At 73.0% G+C, this 14344-nt stretch carries 15 protein-coding genes and 1 tRNA gene; 10 read left to right on the forward strand and 6 right to left on the reverse strand.

Going from position 1 to position 14344, the window contains the following annotated elements; all coding sequences use genetic code 11:
• Positions 1–183: 183 nt before the first annotated feature.
• The 7 genes from LPA54_RS16360 to LPA54_RS16390 all read left to right on the forward strand — a co-directional run bounded on the left by LPA54_RS16360 (position 184) and on the right by LPA54_RS16390 (position 4579).
• The gene (locus LPA54_RS16360; RefSeq protein WP_228978268.1) at positions 184–720 is read left to right on the forward strand and encodes a hypothetical protein; all 537 of its coding nucleotides are present in this window, start codon (positions 184–186) and stop codon (positions 718–720) included.
• Between the two features lie 80 nt (positions 721–800).
• On the forward strand, positions 801–1229 hold the full coding sequence (tadA, locus tag LPA54_RS16365; RefSeq protein WP_267487223.1) for a tRNA adenosine(34) deaminase TadA: 429 nt from the start codon (positions 801–803) through the stop codon (positions 1227–1229).
• A 225-nt stretch (positions 1230–1454) separates the two neighbouring features.
• A tRNA-Ser gene (locus LPA54_RS16370) sits at positions 1455–1539 on the forward strand.
• Positions 1540–1761: 222 nt separating this feature from the next.
• A complete protein-coding gene (locus LPA54_RS16375) occupies positions 1762–1926 on the forward strand; it encodes a hypothetical protein (protein ID WP_228978271.1) in 165 nt (54 codons plus the stop codon).
• Positions 1927–1934: 8 nt separating this feature from the next.
• Positions 1935–2228: a Dabb family protein gene (locus tag LPA54_RS16380; RefSeq protein ID WP_228978273.1), complete on the forward strand. Its 294-nt coding sequence runs from the start codon at positions 1935–1937 to the stop codon at positions 2226–2228.
• Between the two features lie 196 nt (positions 2229–2424).
• The gene (locus LPA54_RS16385) at positions 2425–3489 is read left to right on the forward strand and encodes an RNA polymerase sigma factor SigF (protein WP_228978276.1); all 1065 of its coding nucleotides are present in this window, start codon (positions 2425–2427) and stop codon (positions 3487–3489) included.
• A gap of 235 nt (positions 3490–3724) precedes the next feature.
• Positions 3725–4579, forward strand: a complete 855-nt coding sequence (locus tag LPA54_RS16390; RefSeq protein WP_228978278.1) for an RNA polymerase sigma factor SigF — start codon at positions 3725–3727, stop codon at positions 4577–4579.
• A gap of 251 nt (positions 4580–4830) precedes the next feature.
• On the opposite strand, the gene LPA54_RS16395 is transcribed toward LPA54_RS16390, so the two are convergent.
• Positions 4831–5043, reverse strand: a complete 213-nt coding sequence (locus tag LPA54_RS16395) for a hypothetical protein (protein ID WP_228978280.1) — start codon at positions 5041–5043, stop codon at positions 4831–4833.
• 171 nt (positions 5044–5214) lie between these two features.
• On the opposite strand from LPA54_RS16395, the gene LPA54_RS16400 reads away from it, so the two are divergent.
• The 3 genes from LPA54_RS16400 (at position 5215) to LPA54_RS16410 (ending at position 8558) form a co-directional block, all read left to right on the forward strand.
• Positions 5215–5757: a MarR family transcriptional regulator gene (locus tag LPA54_RS16400; RefSeq protein WP_228978281.1), complete on the forward strand. Its 543-nt coding sequence runs from the start codon at positions 5215–5217 to the stop codon at positions 5755–5757.
• 8 nt (positions 5758–5765) lie between these two features.
• Positions 5766–7346 carry an MDR family MFS transporter gene (locus tag LPA54_RS16405; protein ID WP_228978284.1) on the forward strand — a complete coding sequence of 527 codons (1581 nt, stop codon included), beginning with the start codon at positions 5766–5768 and terminating at the stop codon, positions 7344–7346.
• A gap of 435 nt (positions 7347–7781) precedes the next feature.
• Positions 7782–8558: a helix-turn-helix domain-containing protein gene (locus tag LPA54_RS16410; RefSeq protein WP_228978286.1), complete on the forward strand. Its 777-nt coding sequence runs from the start codon at positions 7782–7784 to the stop codon at positions 8556–8558.
• Between the two features lie 31 nt (positions 8559–8589).
• Here LPA54_RS16410 and LPA54_RS16415 read toward each other — a convergent pair whose 3' ends face one another.
• From LPA54_RS16415 to LPA54_RS16435, 5 genes are all read right to left on the reverse strand, one after another.
• A complete protein-coding gene (locus LPA54_RS16415) occupies positions 8590–9387 on the reverse strand; it encodes a TetR/AcrR family transcriptional regulator (protein WP_228978289.1) in 798 nt (265 codons plus the stop codon).
• A 39-nt stretch (positions 9388–9426) separates the two neighbouring features.
• Positions 9427–10935 carry an MFS transporter gene (locus LPA54_RS16420; protein ID WP_228978292.1) on the reverse strand — a complete coding sequence of 503 codons (1509 nt, stop codon included), beginning with the start codon at positions 10933–10935 and terminating at the stop codon, positions 9427–9429.
• Positions 10936–11115: 180 nt separating this feature from the next.
• The gene (locus LPA54_RS16425) at positions 11116–11853 is read right to left on the reverse strand and encodes a response regulator transcription factor (RefSeq protein ID WP_228978293.1); all 738 of its coding nucleotides are present in this window, start codon (positions 11851–11853) and stop codon (positions 11116–11118) included.
• A 34-nt stretch (positions 11854–11887) separates the two neighbouring features.
• Entirely contained in the window at positions 11888–13099 is a 1212-nt protein-coding gene (locus LPA54_RS16430) for an amidohydrolase family protein (RefSeq protein WP_228978295.1), read from the reverse strand.
• Between the two features lie 121 nt (positions 13100–13220).
• Positions 13221–13970, reverse strand: coding sequence for a DUF2797 domain-containing protein (locus tag LPA54_RS16435; RefSeq protein WP_308112857.1), 750 nt, complete (start codon positions 13968–13970; stop codon positions 13221–13223).
• Positions 13971–14344: the final 374 nt, after the last annotated feature.

The following is a 14344-nucleotide window of genomic DNA, read 5'->3' on the forward strand; positions in this document are numbered from 1 at the left end:
GTGACCATCGGCGGTGAGAGGGGCCGGAGGGTGACGCCGACCGGGTCGCGGCCCAGACTGGTGCACGACGCAAGAGCGGAACACCTCTCCTCAAGGGCCCGCATCTGCCACGATGCCGAGTGGGCGGGCCATTCAGGAGCGTGCCGCCCGATCGTCACACCTCTGATCAGTGGGAGAGTCACGGTGTACTTCGCCGCACTGCTCACGCTCACCGAAGACGGGTGGGTAACGAGCGACACAGAGCTCGACGATGTGGAGACCCTGGCGGATCTGATCGGCCTGGCCCGCGAAGCCTCGCCGGACGACGACCCGGTGCTCGTCTTCATCGAGCAGGAGGACGCGTGGTTCGGCATCGTCCGCGTGGAGGGCGAGGAGGACCCTCGCATCTTCGTGTCGGACGGGGCGGCCGCTGCCCGCTCCTCCTACGGGGAGATCCTGACCAAGGAACTGCTGGGCGCCGACCGGGACGACGACGCGGCCGACCTGGACGCGCTGGACCTGGACGGCACCGAGGACGGGGAGCCGGCCGACACGGAGGACGAGACCGAGGAGGAGACGGAGGCGGCGGCCGGGACCGTACCCGCCGCGCCGGTCGGGGACCGGCTGATCCTGAACGACCTGGGCCTGTCGGAGAAGGAGCTGCTGGCTCTGGAGACCGACGCGCTCACCGAGATCACGGACGCCCTCGGGGCCTCCGAGGTGCTGGAGACCGTCCGCTAGTGCAAGACCCTGCCCTTCCCGACCGCATATCGACGGAGGCCGCGGCCCCCGACCCCGTGCGCGCCCCCTGGCGGGCGGCCATGGAGCGGGCGCTGGCGGAGGCCGGGCGAGCCGCGCTGGCCGGCGACGTGCCGGTCGGCGCGGTGGTGCTCGGACCGGACGGCTCCCTCGTCGCGACCGGCCACAACGAACGCGAGGCCACCGGCGATCCCACCGCGCACGCCGAGGTGTTGGCGCTGCGCCGCGCGGCCGAGCGGCTCGGGGCGTGGCGCCTGACGGGCTGCACCCTCGTCGTGACGCTGGAGCCGTGCGTGATGTGCGCGGGCGCGCTCGTCCAGTCCCGCGTCGACCGGGTGGTGTTCGGCGCCCTCGACGAGAAGGCGGGCGCCGTCGGCTCCCTCTGGGACCTCGTACGGGACCGACGGCTGAACCACCGGCCGGAGGTGGTGCACGGGGTACTCGCCGAGGAGTGCGCCGAGCAACTCACCCGCTTCTTCCGCGACCGCTGAGCCGGGCGCGGACACCGGCACAACCACCGACACAAGCACCCACACCGACACAAGCACCCACACCGGCACCGGCACGAACACCGGTATCGGGCCGTGACACGGACGCCAGCCCGGACGCCCGCACGGACATCGGTGCGGCCAGCAGGACGGCGTTCCGCAGCCGACCTGGCGCGTCACCCGATACGGATTTCAGCGTCCGGGCTCCTTTGGGCTAAGCTCTCTCTCGGTAGCGTGTCCGAGCGGCCGAAGGAGCTCGCCTCGAAAGCGAGTGTGGCGCAAGTCACCGAGGGTTCAAATCCCTCCGCTACCGCTCTCATCGAAGGGGCGGCCCCACGGGCCGCCCCTTCGGCGTTTCCCCACGGCATCGCCCACTCTCCCTCCCCGCCCCCCGTCCCACCGCGCTCCGGGGCGCCCTCCGGCCCTGTCACCCGGAGGGGCAAAGGGCCCCGTTCCTGGCGGTCTTGGCCCTTGATCGCTCGGTTAGACTCACCCGACCGCCAGGGCATCACAGGGGAACGGGGAGACGGCGACGATGGCGCAGGCGAAGAAGATCACGCTGTACGCGCTGACCGTGTTCGTGGCCTACACGATCATCCAGTCCCCCGAGCGGTCCGCCGATCTGGTGCAGATAGGCTTCGAGGGCATTTCGAGCGCCGCTCACGCGGTCGGCCAGTTCATGACCGCGCTGATCAACTAGGAGTCCGCGTGATCCGCCACCTGGTCCTCTTCAAGCTCAACGAGGGTGTACAGCGGGACGAGCCCCGCGTCGGGGCGGGCGTACGCGCCTTCCAGGAGCTCGGTGACGTCATCCCGGAGCTGACGACCTGGGAGTGCGCCTGGAACATCACCGACCGGCCGATCGCGTACGACTTCGCCATCAACTCCGCCGTCGAGGACTTGGACGCGCTCAAGCGGTACATCGAGCACCCCGCACACCAGGCGGCCGCCGGACAGTGGCGGGAGTTCGCCACTTGGGTGATCGCCGACTACGAGTTCTGACGGCGCTCGCACCCCCTCCACCCCCGGGAGCCCCGCACGTGACCGTGCGGGGCTCCTTCGCGTACGGCCGCTCCGGCACCTCAACACGGCGTCACCCGGTGCTTGCACACAGTGGACATGTGTTGTGATGCTATGACCGCTTTTGACGGATGAGTTGACCGAAGTTGATCGTTAGCCGCGAAGGGGTGGCGTGAACGTGCCGGCCAGTACCACGCCTCACCAGGTGCCGCCCCAGAACGAGCCGAAGTGCGAACCCCGCGGCGAGCCCCGGGGCAGCGCCCCGGGCGGCCCCAGAAGCGCCCCCGGGAGCGGGTCGGGTGAGCCCCCCGGCACCGCGACCGACGCCCAGCCGGACACCCAGCCGGCTGCCCGGCCCGATGCCGGGCCCGCCCCCGCGCCCGTCCCGGAGACCACCCCCGCGCCCGCCCCGGAGACCACCCCTGCGCCCGTCCCGGAGACCGAGCCGGAGACCGAGCCGGACGACGACCCGCGGCCGCGCCGGGCGGCGGACACCCGGGCACTCACCCAGGTGCTCTTCGGCGAGCTGAAGAAGCTGGAGCGCGGCACCCCCGAGCACGGCCGGGTGCGCGCGGCCCTCATCGAGGCGAACCTGCCGCTCGTGCGCTACGCCGCCGCCCGCTTCCGCTCCCGGAACGAGCCGATGGAGGACGTCGTCCAGGTCGGCACGATCGGCCTGATCAACGCCATCGACCGGTTCGACCCGGACCGCGGGGTGCAGTTCCCCACCTTCGCGATGCCCACGGTCGTCGGGGAGATCAAGCGGTACTTCCGGGACAACGTCCGCACCGTGCACGTGCCGCGGCGGCTGCACGAGCTGTGGGTACAGGTGAACGGCGCCACCGAGGACCTCACCACCCTCCACGGCCGCTCCCCGACCACCGCCGAGATCGCCGAGCGCCTGAAGATCTCCGAGGACGAGGTCCTGTCCTGCATCGAGGCCGGCCGCTCGTACCACGCGACCTCCCTGGAGGCCGCCCAGGAAGGGGACGGACTGCCCGGCCTGCTGGACCGGCTCGGGTACGAGGACCCCGCCCTCGCCGGTGTCGAGCACCGCGACCTGGTCCGGCACCTGCTCGTCCAACTGCCCGAGCGGGAGCAGCGGATCCTGATGCTCCGGTACTACCGGAACTTGACGCAGTCGCAGATCAGCCAGGAGCTCGGCGTCTCGCAGATGCACGTGTCAAGGCTCCTCGCGCGCAGCTTCGCCCGGTTGAGGTCCGCAAACAGGATCGATGCGTAGCTGGAACGGGTAGACCTGTTTGGACCACAATCAGCCGTTCCAAAAGCCCCACACCCCCCGATTCCCGCACAGATTCGCCTGTTGCATGTCGACAAGTCACTACAGCGTGTTGCCGACATGTGACATTCTGCTGGAACCGTGTTTGCCGCAGTCTCGGCGCCGGTATTCACGTGGAGGCTGCGTTCCTCCCGATGGTCGCGGCCACCGCGACCATCCGCGACCTCAAGGGGGTGGCATGTCCGCAGAACAGGGCAGCTCGAAGGTGCTGACGCTCACCAAGAGCGAACCGGCCGCGCTTCTCGACTCCTCGGAAGCCATCGACACGCGTACGCTCTCCCGCTCCCTGTTCCTCCGCCTCCGCACCCTGGACGCGGCGGGCTCGGCGGCGGACAGCCCGGAGCGCACGTACGTGCGTGACACGCTCATCGAGCTCAACCTGCCGCTCGTGCGGTACGCGGCGGCCCGCTTCCGCTCCCGGAACGAGCCCATGGAGGACATCGTCCAGGTCGGGACCATCGGCCTGATCAAGGCGATCGACCGGTTCGACTGCGAACGGGGCGTGGAGTTCCCGACGTTCGCGATGCCCACGGTGGTCGGGGAGATCAAGCGCTTCTTCCGCGACACCTCCTGGTCCGTGCGCGTGCCGCGCCGCCTCCAGGAGCTGCGCCTCGCGCTCACCAAGGCCAGCGACGAACTCGCGCAGAAGCTGGACCGCTCCCCTACCGTCCCCGAACTCGCCGCCGTGCTCGGGGTGTCGGAGGACGACGTCGTGGACGGCCTCGCCGTGGGCAACGCCTACACCGCGTCGTCGCTCGACTCGCCCTCGCTGGAGGACGACGGCGGCGAGGGCTCGCTCGCCGACCGCCTCGGCTACGAGGACAGCGCGCTGGAGGGCGTCGAGTACCGGGAGTCGCTGAAGCCGCTGCTGGCCAAACTGCCCACGCGGGAGCGGCAGATCATCATGCTGCGCTTCTTCGCGAACATGACGCAGTCGCAGATCGGCGAGGAGGTCGGCATCTCGCAGATGCACGTCTCCCGCCTCCTGACGCGCACGCTGGCGCAGCTGCGGGAGGGGCTCATCTCCGACTGAGCCGTCCCCTCGGGGCGGAAAGCCAGGCGGGCCACGCGATCGACCCGGCGCACGGGTCGATGGCGTGGCCCGCGACGCGTCGGGGCCGGACCGCGGCGCCGCACGCCGCCCCGCCGCACGCACTCACGGGGCAGCGCCCGCCTCGCGCGACGGCCGAGCAGCGCCCGCCGCACGTACCGACCGGGCAGCGTCCGCGCACCGTGCGTGCCGGCGGGGGCGGGTCCGTACGGCGCGCTCGGCGCCGGCAGGGGTCAGGACAGGGCGAGCCAGGCGACCGCGGCGATGACCGCGACCGCCACCACCACGCCGGCGATCAGGCCGACGCGCGGGCCGGACGACTGGACGACGGCCTGCTGCTGCCGCTGCGGGGCGCCCTCGTCGACGAAGGCGCGGAACATCTGGGTCGAGCCCGCGGGGTCGTGGTTGCCCTCGGGACCCTGGGGGGCGTGCGGGTTGTGTGCCATGGGGCAGGACCCTAGCGAACCCGGCCCTCCCGCCCCACCCCGGGCGCCCCCTGGAACGATCATGGCCTTTCTTTGCCAGGTCTTTGGCCGCTTACGCCCCCTTTTCATTTGCCTGTAGCAACCATCCACACATATCGTTGCCCTAAGCAACAAGATGCGGAGGTGCCGACGGTGGCAGCACGCAGGCAGTACGAGGAGTTGGCCCGCCAGCTCAGCGCCGTCGGAGCCGTCAAGCGCGGCATCGCACGGATGCTCCCCACCGAGTGCCCCAGCGGGGCCGCCGCGGTGCTGGCCCTGCTGGACCGGTACGGGGACATGCGGATGAGCCGGCTGGCGGAGCTGATGGCCATCGACATGTCGGTGACCAGCCGCCACGTCGCCCACGTCGTGGAACGCGACTGGGTGGAGCGTTCACCCGACCCGGGTGACCGGCGCTCCCGCATCCTGCGGCTCACCCCGGACGGCCGGGCGGTCCTCCAGGACCTCGGACGGCGGGCCGCGGACCTGTTCGCGGACCGGCTCGGGGACTGGTCCGACGACGAGGTCGGACAGCTGATCACCTTGCTGGCCCGCCTGCGCGGCTCCTTCGGGGACTGCCGGGCACAGCCGACGAGGACGCGGACCCCGCACGCGGAACAGGACCCGCGGGCGAAGTGGGCCCCGCAGGCGGAACCGGAACCACCACACACGACGACGCAGACGACGTACGCATAAGGAAGTTCATGGCTACGACCACACCGAACGACGTGCGGGACGGCCACGCCGACGGGGCCGCCGGCGGGCCGATGACGCACCGACAGATCATGGAGGCGCTGTCCGGGCTGCTGCTCGGCATGTTCGTCGCCATCCTGTCGTCGACGATCGTCTCCAACGCCCTACCCGAGATCATCTCCGACCTCGGCGGCGGCCAGAGCGCCTACACCTGGGTGGTGACGGCGTCGCTCCTGGCGATGACGGCGACCACTCCGCTGTGGGGCAAGCTCGCGGACCTCTTCTCGAAGAAGCTGCTCGTCCAGCTGGCACTCGTCATCTACGTCGTCGGCTCGATCGTCGCGGGCCTGTCGCAGAGCTCGGGCATGCTGATCGCCTGCCGCGTCGTCCAGGGCGTCGGGGTCGGCGGTCTGTCGGCGCTCGCCCAGATCGTCATGGCCGCGATGATCTCCCCGCGTGAGCGCGGCCGGTACTCCGGTTACCTCGGGGCGACCTTCGCCGTCGCGACGGTCGGCGGCCCCCTGCTCGGCGGTGTCATCACGGACACCGACTGGCTGGGCTGGCGCTGGTGCTTCTACGTGGGCGTGCCCTTCGCCGTCCTCGCGCTGATCGTGCTGCAGAAGACGCTGCGCCTGCCGGTGGTCCGGCGGGAGGTCAAGGTCGACTGGTCGGGCGCCGTCCTGATCAGCGCCGCCGTGTCGCTGCTGCTCGTGTGGGTGACCTTCGCGGGGGACAAGTACGACTGGATGTCGTGGCAGACGTATCTGATGGTGGGCGGCTCGCTGCTGCTCGGGGCGGCGTTCGTGCTGGTGGAGTCCCGCGCGAGCGACCCGATCATCCCGCTGCGCCTCTTCCGCAACCGCACCATCACGCTGGCCTCGCTGGCCTCGCTCTTCGTCGGTGTCGCGATGTTCGCGGGCACGGTCTTCTTCAGTCAGTACTTCCAGCTGGCCCGGGACAAGAGCCCCACCATGTCCGGCGTCATGACCATACCGATGATCGCGGGCCTGTTCGTGTCGTCCACCGTCTCCGGTCTGGTGATCACCCGGACCGGCCGCTGGAAGGCATGGCTGGTGACCGGTGGCGCGCTGGTGACGGCCGGCCTCGGGCTGCTCGGCGGCCTGCGGTACGACACCCCGTACTGGCACGTCGCGGTGTACATGGCGATCCTCGGACTGGGCCTCGGCATGATGATGCAGAACCTGGTCCTGTGCACCCAGAACCAGGTGGCCACCGCCGACCTGGGCGCCGCCTCCTCGGTCGTGACGTTCTTCCGCTCCCTGGGCGGCGCCGTGGGCGTCTCCGCGCTGGGCGCGGTCATGGCGAACAAGGTGACGGAGTACGTCAAGGACGGCCTCACCGCCCTCGGCCCGCAGGGCGCGGCCCTGGGCCACGGCGGCACGGCCGGCGGCGGCATCCCCGACCTGGAGAAGCTGCCGGAGCCGATCCGCCTGGTGATGGAGAGCGCGTACGGGCACGCCGTCGGCGACATCTTCCTCTACTCGGCGCCGTTCGCCCTACTCGCCTTCGTGGTGACGCTGTTCATCCGCGAGGTCGCGCTCAAGAGCGCGAAGGCCGACGCCGACCAGTGAACCCCGGGCGCGCCGCTCCGTAGCGGAGGGCGGCGCGCCCGGCAGGAGAAGGCCCCGGTGGCCGGAGTGCGGGAGGGGACGCCCGCACCCGCCCACCGGGGCCTCACTTCCTTCCGCCCGCGCCGACCGGGTCGGCGTTCTCGCGTCCCGGTGGGGTGGGCGGCGGAGGGGCGCGTGCTCCCCTCAACGCACTCGGAGAAGGACCCACTCCCGTCCAAACCAGCACGTCTCACCCGTTCGGGTGAGCAAGTGGCAGATCGGGAGTACGGCGCGGTACGGTCGCGCCAAATCACCGACTCCACAAAAGACTTCGGCCCCCGGCGGGACTGGCATCCCGGTCGAGGGCCTGATCAGCAGGAAGCAAGGACCTTCCCGATGACTGTTGCGCAGTCTAACGCGCGTGCCCTCGCGGGCGGCGGCTCTTCAGCCGCAGGAGTGACCCACGTCCGCCACCGCCACCGCGAGCGGTTCACGGTGGTCGGCAACCACCTCGCCCAGCACCCCGGCCTTTCCGCCTGCGCCATCGGCATCGGCGTGTACATCCAGTCGCTCCCCGACGGAGCCGTCGTCAGCATCCGGACGCTGACGGCCCGGTTCCGCGAGGGGGAGCGCCGTATCGGGCAGGCGCTCAACGAGTTGGAGGCCGCCGGGTACCTGGAGCGCACCCGGCACCGCGTGGACGGCGCGCGGATCGTCACCCGCACCCGGTGGTTCGAGCACCCGGCGTACCGCGAGCCCGGCACACCGAAGCCTCCTCCGACGGCGGTCGCGCGGGCCGGGACCCGGGGGCCCGAGTGCCGGAGCGGGAGCAGCGCCGACAGCGCCGCCGGGCGTGGGCCGGAGGCGGCGCCGAGCGCGCTGCCGGAGGACCTGCGACCCGCCGCCGACCTGCTGGTCCGGCTGCGGCAGCGGGAGCCCCGGATCGTCCTGTCCGAACAGGACGTCCACCGTCTGGCGCCCCTCGCGCGCAAGTGGCTCGACCGGGGTACGGGCCCGGGGGTCACCGCCCGCATCCTCGTCGGCGACCTGCCGCCCGGGACCATCCGGTGGCCGGGCCGGTTCGTCGAGTACCGGCTGCGGACCTGGATGCCGCCGGTACTCCCCCCGCCACCCGAGGAGACCCGGCCGCTGCCCCTCCAGAACTGCGACGCGTGCGACCGGGCCTTCCGCGCGGCCCTGCCGGGCACCTGCCCCGGCTGCTCGGCAAAGTGAGCGGCGCGCGCCGCCCCGGCCGCGGCCGGTGTCAGGGGCGGGCGTCGCGGGCCATCGCCTCGATGCCCGCGATCAGCAGCTCGAAGGCGACGGCGAAGTCCCGGTCGCGCATCTCGTCCACCGTCCCGCCGCCCCGGGCCGCCGTCATCTCCGCGGCCGCCTCGACGAGCGGGGCCAGCTTCGGCTGCTCGTCGAGGGTGCTCATGGCGTACTGGTAGTACTCGTCCTGGCTGACGCCGGCCTCCTCGCAGCGCCTGCGGAAGTGGCCCTCGATCGTGCCGAAGCCGTACACGAACTGGAAGACCGCCGCGATGGCGCCCGCCTGGCGGTCCGGGGGCAGGCCGGTGGCGCGGACGCTCCGCTGCACGGACAGGGCGAACCCGGCCCAGTTCGGCCCGATGTTGAGGAAGCGGCCCATCAGCGGGGACATCCACGGGTGGCGGACGAGCAGGGCCCGGTACCCCTCGGCGAGGTGGCGCAGCCGCTCGCGCCAGTCACCGCCCTCCCCCTCGCCGTCGCCCTCCTCGGGCAGCGGCACCTCGCCCACCGCCGCATCGCTGGCGAGCTCCAGCAGGTCGTCCTTGGAATCGACGTACCAGTACAGGGACATCGCGGTGACGTCCAGCTCGGCGGCGAGCCGGCGCATGGAGAACCCGGCGAGGCCCTCCTCGTCCAGCAGTCGGACCGTCGCCGCCGTGATGCGGTCGCGGTCCAGGCCGGACGGGTGGTCGCCGCCCGCCCGGCGGCCCCGGGACGACGCCGCCTTGCCGTCCAGCCAGACGCTCATGCGTGCCGGGCGCTTCGTGTCGCGGTCGGCTGCCGCCACCATGGCCTCCTCCTCGGTCCGTTCCGGTCCGTGCCGCCGATGCTATGCCGGGGCCTGGGCCTGCCGCTCCGCCCGTCGCAGCAGCAGCGCCGCGAGCAGGCCGCCCGCGAGAACCGCGACCGCGCCGACCAGTTGGCTCGTCTCCAGGCCCGCCGCGAACGCGTCGGCGACACGGGTCCGCTCCGCCGGGCCCTCCGCCGCGGCGAGCGCCGCCGGCAGGGAGGCGGCGGTGACCGAGGCGAGGGCGGCGAACCGCGCGTTCAGCACGGCACCGAGCACGGCGACGCCCAGGCCGTTGCCGAACTCGGCGAGGGTGCCGTTGATGCCGGCGCCGACGCCGGCCTTCTCCGGCGGTATGGCGCTCATGATGGCGTTGGCCATGGCCGGCATGGACAGGGAGACGCCCGCGCCCATGACGACGAGGCCGAGGAGCATCCCGCCGTAGCCGTGGGCCCCGCCCAGGAGCGCGATCGAGGCGAGCCCGGCCGAGACCAGCGCCATGCCGAGGCCGATCGTGAGGGGCGTGCCGAGCTTCGACAGCGCACGGGCCCCGACCCCGCTGAGGTTCAGCACGACGACGGTCAGGGCGAGCGGGGCCGTGCGCAGACCGGCGTCGAGCGGGTCGTACCCGAGGACGAACTGCAGGTGCTGGGTGAGCAGGAACAGCGAGCCGGTCATGCCGAACGCGACGAGGATCGCGCCCGCGACCGCTCCCACGAACCGCTGGTCGCGGAAGAAGTGCAGGTCCAGCATGGGGTACGGGACGCGCAGCTCCCAGAACGCGAACGCGCCCATGACCACCAGGCCCAGCGAGGCCGCGCCCAGGACCTGGCCGGAGGTCCAGCCGTGCTCGGGGCCGTTGATGATGGCGTACACCAGGGCCGTCATGCCGACCGTGGACAGTACGGCGCCGAGCAGGTCGGGGCGGTCGCCCTGCTTGTGGCGGGACTCCGGTACGAGGAAGGCCACGGCGACGAGGCCGACCACGGCGACCGGCAGGTTCACCAGGAAGATGGCGCCCCACCAGAAGTGGTCGAGCACGAACCCGCCCAGCAGGGGGCCGGCGGCGAAGCCGAGCGAGCTGACCGTGGACCAGAGGGCGATGGCCTTGACCCGCTCCGTGTCGTCGAAGATCTGCACGACGACGGCGAGCGTCGTCGTCATCAGCAGCGCCCCGCCGACGCCCATGCCCGCGCGGGCGGCGATGAGCTGGGACGAGCTCTGCGCCAGCCCGGCGGCGAGCGAGCCGATACCGAAGAGCGCGAGGCCGGTGAGGAGCATCCGCTTGCGCCCGTACCGGTCGGCGGCATTGCCCGCGGTCAGCAGGAGACCGGACTGGACGAGGGCGTAAGCGTTGATCATCCACTGGATGTCGGCGGTGGACGCGTCGAGCTCCCGGGTGAGGGAGGGGATCGCCACGTTGAGGACGGTGTTGTCGAGCAGCACGGTGAGCTGGGCCAGGCAGATGACGGCGAGGATCAGCCAGCGCTGCGGGTGGCCGCCGCCGGAGGCGGCGGCGGTGGGCGGGTTCTCGGCGGTCGTCGCCGTCACGGGGCACTCCTTTTACGGCGTAAGGGGAGGGTGCCTTACACCGTAAAGGACTGTCTCTTACGCCGTATAGCGATTATTTCCGGTCGCTGCTTTCCGGCCCTGCGCCGCGACGGCGGCGATCAGCGCCACCGCGCGGACGGCGAGCCCGGTCCGCGGCGACGGGCCCCGCCCGGCCCCACCTCACTCGCCGGGCTTGATCAGGTAGCCGGCGCCCCGCCGGGTGTGGATCATCGGTGGACGACCGGCGTCGATCTTGCGGCGGAGGTAGGAGATGTACAGCTCGACGACGTTGGCGTGGCCACCGAAGTCGTAGGACCACACGCGGTCGAGGATCTGCGCCTTGCTCAGCACGCGTCGCGGGTTGCGCATCAGGAAGCGCAGCAGTTCGAACTCGGTGGCGGTCAGGTGGATGCCCCGTCCGCCCCGCGTCACCTCGTGGCTGTCCTCGTCGAGGGTCAGATCACCGACGACCAGCACCGACCCGCCGCGTTCGAGCCCGGCACCGGAGCGGCGGACCAGGCCGCGCAGCCGGGCGACGACCTCCTCCAGGCTGAACGGCTTCGTCACGAAGTCGTCGCCGCCCGCGGTGAGCCCGGCGATGCGGTCCTCGGCGGGGTCCTTCGCCGTCAGGAACAGCACGGGCACCTCCGAGCGGTCGCGCCGCAGCCGCTGGAGGACGCTCAGCCCGTCCATGTCGGGCAGCATCACGTCGAGGACGACGGCGTCGGGCCGGAAGTCGCGTGCGGCGCGCACCGCCTCGGCGCCGTTCTCCGCGCTGCGCACCTCCCAGCCCTCGTAGCGGAGGGCGAGGGACAGCAGCTCCGAGAGGGACGGCTCGTCGCCGACGACGAGGACGCGGACGGCGCCGCCGTCGGGGCGGCGCGTGCCGGTGCGGGCCTGGAGGGGGGTGACGGTCATGGCACCACGCTGCTGCGGCGGCGTGAGAGGCGGCTTACGCGTTCCTGTGAATTCCCTGAGAATCGGCGCCGGATCCCACCCCGGCCCCGCCCACCCCGGCCGGACCCGCGCCGGCCCGGCCCGCGTCGGTCCGGCCCGCGTCGGTCCCGGCGTCCGCCTCGGCGAAGAGGGCGGCGGCGTTGCCGTGGAGCACGCCCCGCAGCCAGTCGTCCCCGAGGCCGAGCCGTTCCAGGGCCTCCAACTGGTGGAGGTAGCCGTAGGGGATGTTGGGGAAGTCGCTGCCGAGCAGGACGCGGTCGCCGAGGGCGAGGAGCCGCCCGTGCTCCCGGCGGGGGAAGGGCGCGAGGCGCTCGGAGAAGTCGGTGAAGACCATCGTGGTGTCGAGGCGCACCTCGTCGTACCGCTCGGCGAGGTCCAGGAAGTCGGCGTACTCCGGCATGCCCATGTGCGCGACGACCACCCGCAGCCGCGGGTGCCGCGCGAGCAGCCGCCCGACGGGGCCGGGGCCCGTGTGGGCGCCGGGCGTGGGCCCGGAGCCGCAGTGGACGACGACCGGTGTCCGGGTGTCGGCGAGGGCGCCCCACGCCGGGTCGAGGAGCGGGTCGTTCGGGTTGAAGTCGCCGACCTGGAGGTGCACCTTGAACACCCGCGCCCCGCGGTCGAGGTGCTCGGTGACGTACCGCCCGACACCCTCCTCCGGGTAGAGCGTCCCGGTGCACAGGCACTCCGGCACCCGCGCGGAGAAGTCGGCCGCCCAGTCGTTGAGCCAGCGGGCCATGCCGGCCTTGTGCGGGTAGACCAGCGACGTGAACCGCAGCACCCCGAACCGGCGCAGCAGTTCGACCCGCCGGTCCTCCTCCTCGCGGTAGGTGATCGGCCAGGCGAAGCCGGTCAGGTGCTCGACGCCGTCGAAGTAGGCCCAGACCTTGCGCAGGACGCGGTCGGGCATGAAGTGCGTGTGCACGTCGAGGAGGCCGGGCAGCCCGAGCCGGCGGGCGACGGCCCGTACGGCCGCGGCCTCGTCGTCCCCGCGCCCCCCGCCGGGCCGCGCCCCCTGCGGCGCGCCACCCGCCCCGGCACCCGAACTGCCGCCCTGCCCACCGACGGGCCCGCCGACGGGCCCGCCGCCCGGTTCACCGCCTGCCCCACCGCCCGGCCGGCCGCCTGCCCCACCGCCCGGCCGGCCGCCTGCGCCACCGCCCGGCCCGCGGCCCGCCTCGCCACCCGGTTCGCCCCTGCCACTCATCCCGCCGGCCTCCCCGCGCCGCGCTCCTGCCCTGCCGACCGCGCCCTGTCGCCCACCGGCACCCCTACCCCACCCGACCCCCCGTCACCGGCCCTTCGGGGCGCGGCGGCACCGCGGGCGGTCAGAACAGGCCACGTTGCACCACCTCGACCGGCAGGGTCGTACCGCCGTCCGCGCGGGCGAGCTCCCACCCCGCCGCGAGCCGGCCGTCGAGCACGACCTGCCGCCCGTCGTCCAGCTCCAGGTGCAGGTCGGGGCCCGCGACGGCGAGCACGGTCCCGTGCAGCCGCCCGCCCGCGGAGAGGGCGCCGACGAGGCCGTCGATCCGCTCCACGTGCCGCAGCCCGAACACCTCGACGTGATCGCGCACTCCGTCGAACGGCAACGCCTCCAGGGTGTCCGCCCAGCCCCCGACGGCGCGGGCGTCCCGGTGGGCGCGTTCGACGCGCTCGGCCCTCGCGGCGGGCCCCGGCAGCTCGACCCGGGCCTGCCGCTTCGCCGCGTACGGGATCCGGTCGGGCACGCCGAGCGCGGCGCCCAGCACCTCCTCGGTCCGCCGGGCGGCCATCAGCGGCCCGCGCCCGAGCCAGGCGAAGGCGACGGCCCCCTGTTCGAGGAGGCGCGCGTCACCCCGCTCCTCGGCGGTGATGCCGACCTTGAGCAGCGCGCCGCCGAACCAGGCGAGGTACACGCGGAACACGCGCGGGTCGTCCAGGGCGGTGTCGGCGGCGACGGAGTGCGCGCGGTCGAGCCGCGCGCACTCGGGGCAGGTGCCGCCGGTGCTCCGGGCGGGGACGACGGCACCGGTGGGGCAGGGGTGGCCGCGCGCTCCGGGGCAGCGCCGCTCCCCCGTGACGCGGAAGCCGAGCACCCGCCCGTGGGTGAGCGGGCTGGTCCGCCCGCCCTCCCATGCCCAGACGGGCCGGCCCGCGACCCACCGGACGCCCCGGCAGCGCCAACCGCCGCTCACGGCGCGCCGGGCGCCGGGAGGGCCCCGACCTCCGACACCCCGACGCACGGCAGACCGCCCGCCGCGTCAGGGACACCGAGAGGGAAGCGCGGGTTCCGGGCAGTCAGCACCATGCGGGCCACTGTCCCACACGCCCACCGCCCCGCCCCGGCCGTCCGAGGAGAGCCGCGCGACCCGCCCACGCCCCACACGGCTCGGCCTCCCGGCCTTCCCGCCACCGCGTCAACGCCGCCTCAGCCCCCAGCCCCCCGCCCCCACCCCCCCCCCCCCCGCCC

The organism is Streptomyces sp. DH12 (genome assembly GCF_020873895.1).
Classification (GTDB): Bacteria; Actinomycetota; Actinomycetes; order Streptomycetales; family Streptomycetaceae; genus Streptomyces.

What these genes read in the sequence shown, in the direction of transcription:
- tadA (WP_267487223.1), top strand. Translation starts at nt 801, where the DNA reads ATGGAGCGGGCGCTGGCGGAGGCCGGGCGAGCCGCGCTGGCCGGCGAC.
- LPA54_RS16375 (WP_228978271.1), top strand. Translation starts at nt 1,762, where the DNA reads ATGGCGCAGGCGAAGAAGATCACGCTGTACGCGCTGACCGTGTTCGTG.
- LPA54_RS16395 (WP_228978280.1), bottom strand. Translation starts at nt 5,043, where the DNA reads ATGGCACACAACCCGCACGCCCCCCAGGGTCCCGAGGGCAACCACGAC.
- LPA54_RS16405 (WP_228978284.1), top strand. Translation starts at nt 5,766, where the DNA reads ATGGCTACGACCACACCGAACGACGTGCGGGACGGCCACGCCGACGGG.
- LPA54_RS16390 (WP_228978278.1), top strand. Translation starts at nt 3,725, where the DNA reads ATGTCCGCAGAACAGGGCAGCTCGAAGGTGCTGACGCTCACCAAGAGC.
- LPA54_RS16415 (WP_228978289.1), bottom strand. Translation starts at nt 9,387, where the DNA reads ATGGTGGCGGCAGCCGACCGCGACACGAAGCGCCCGGCACGCATGAGC.
- LPA54_RS16430 (WP_228978295.1), bottom strand. Translation starts at nt 13,099, where the DNA reads ATGAGTGGCAGGGGCGAACCGGGTGGCGAGGCGGGCCGCGGGCCGGGC.
- LPA54_RS16425 (WP_228978293.1), bottom strand. Translation starts at nt 11,853, where the DNA reads ATGACCGTCACCCCCCTCCAGGCCCGCACCGGCACGCGCCGCCCCGAC.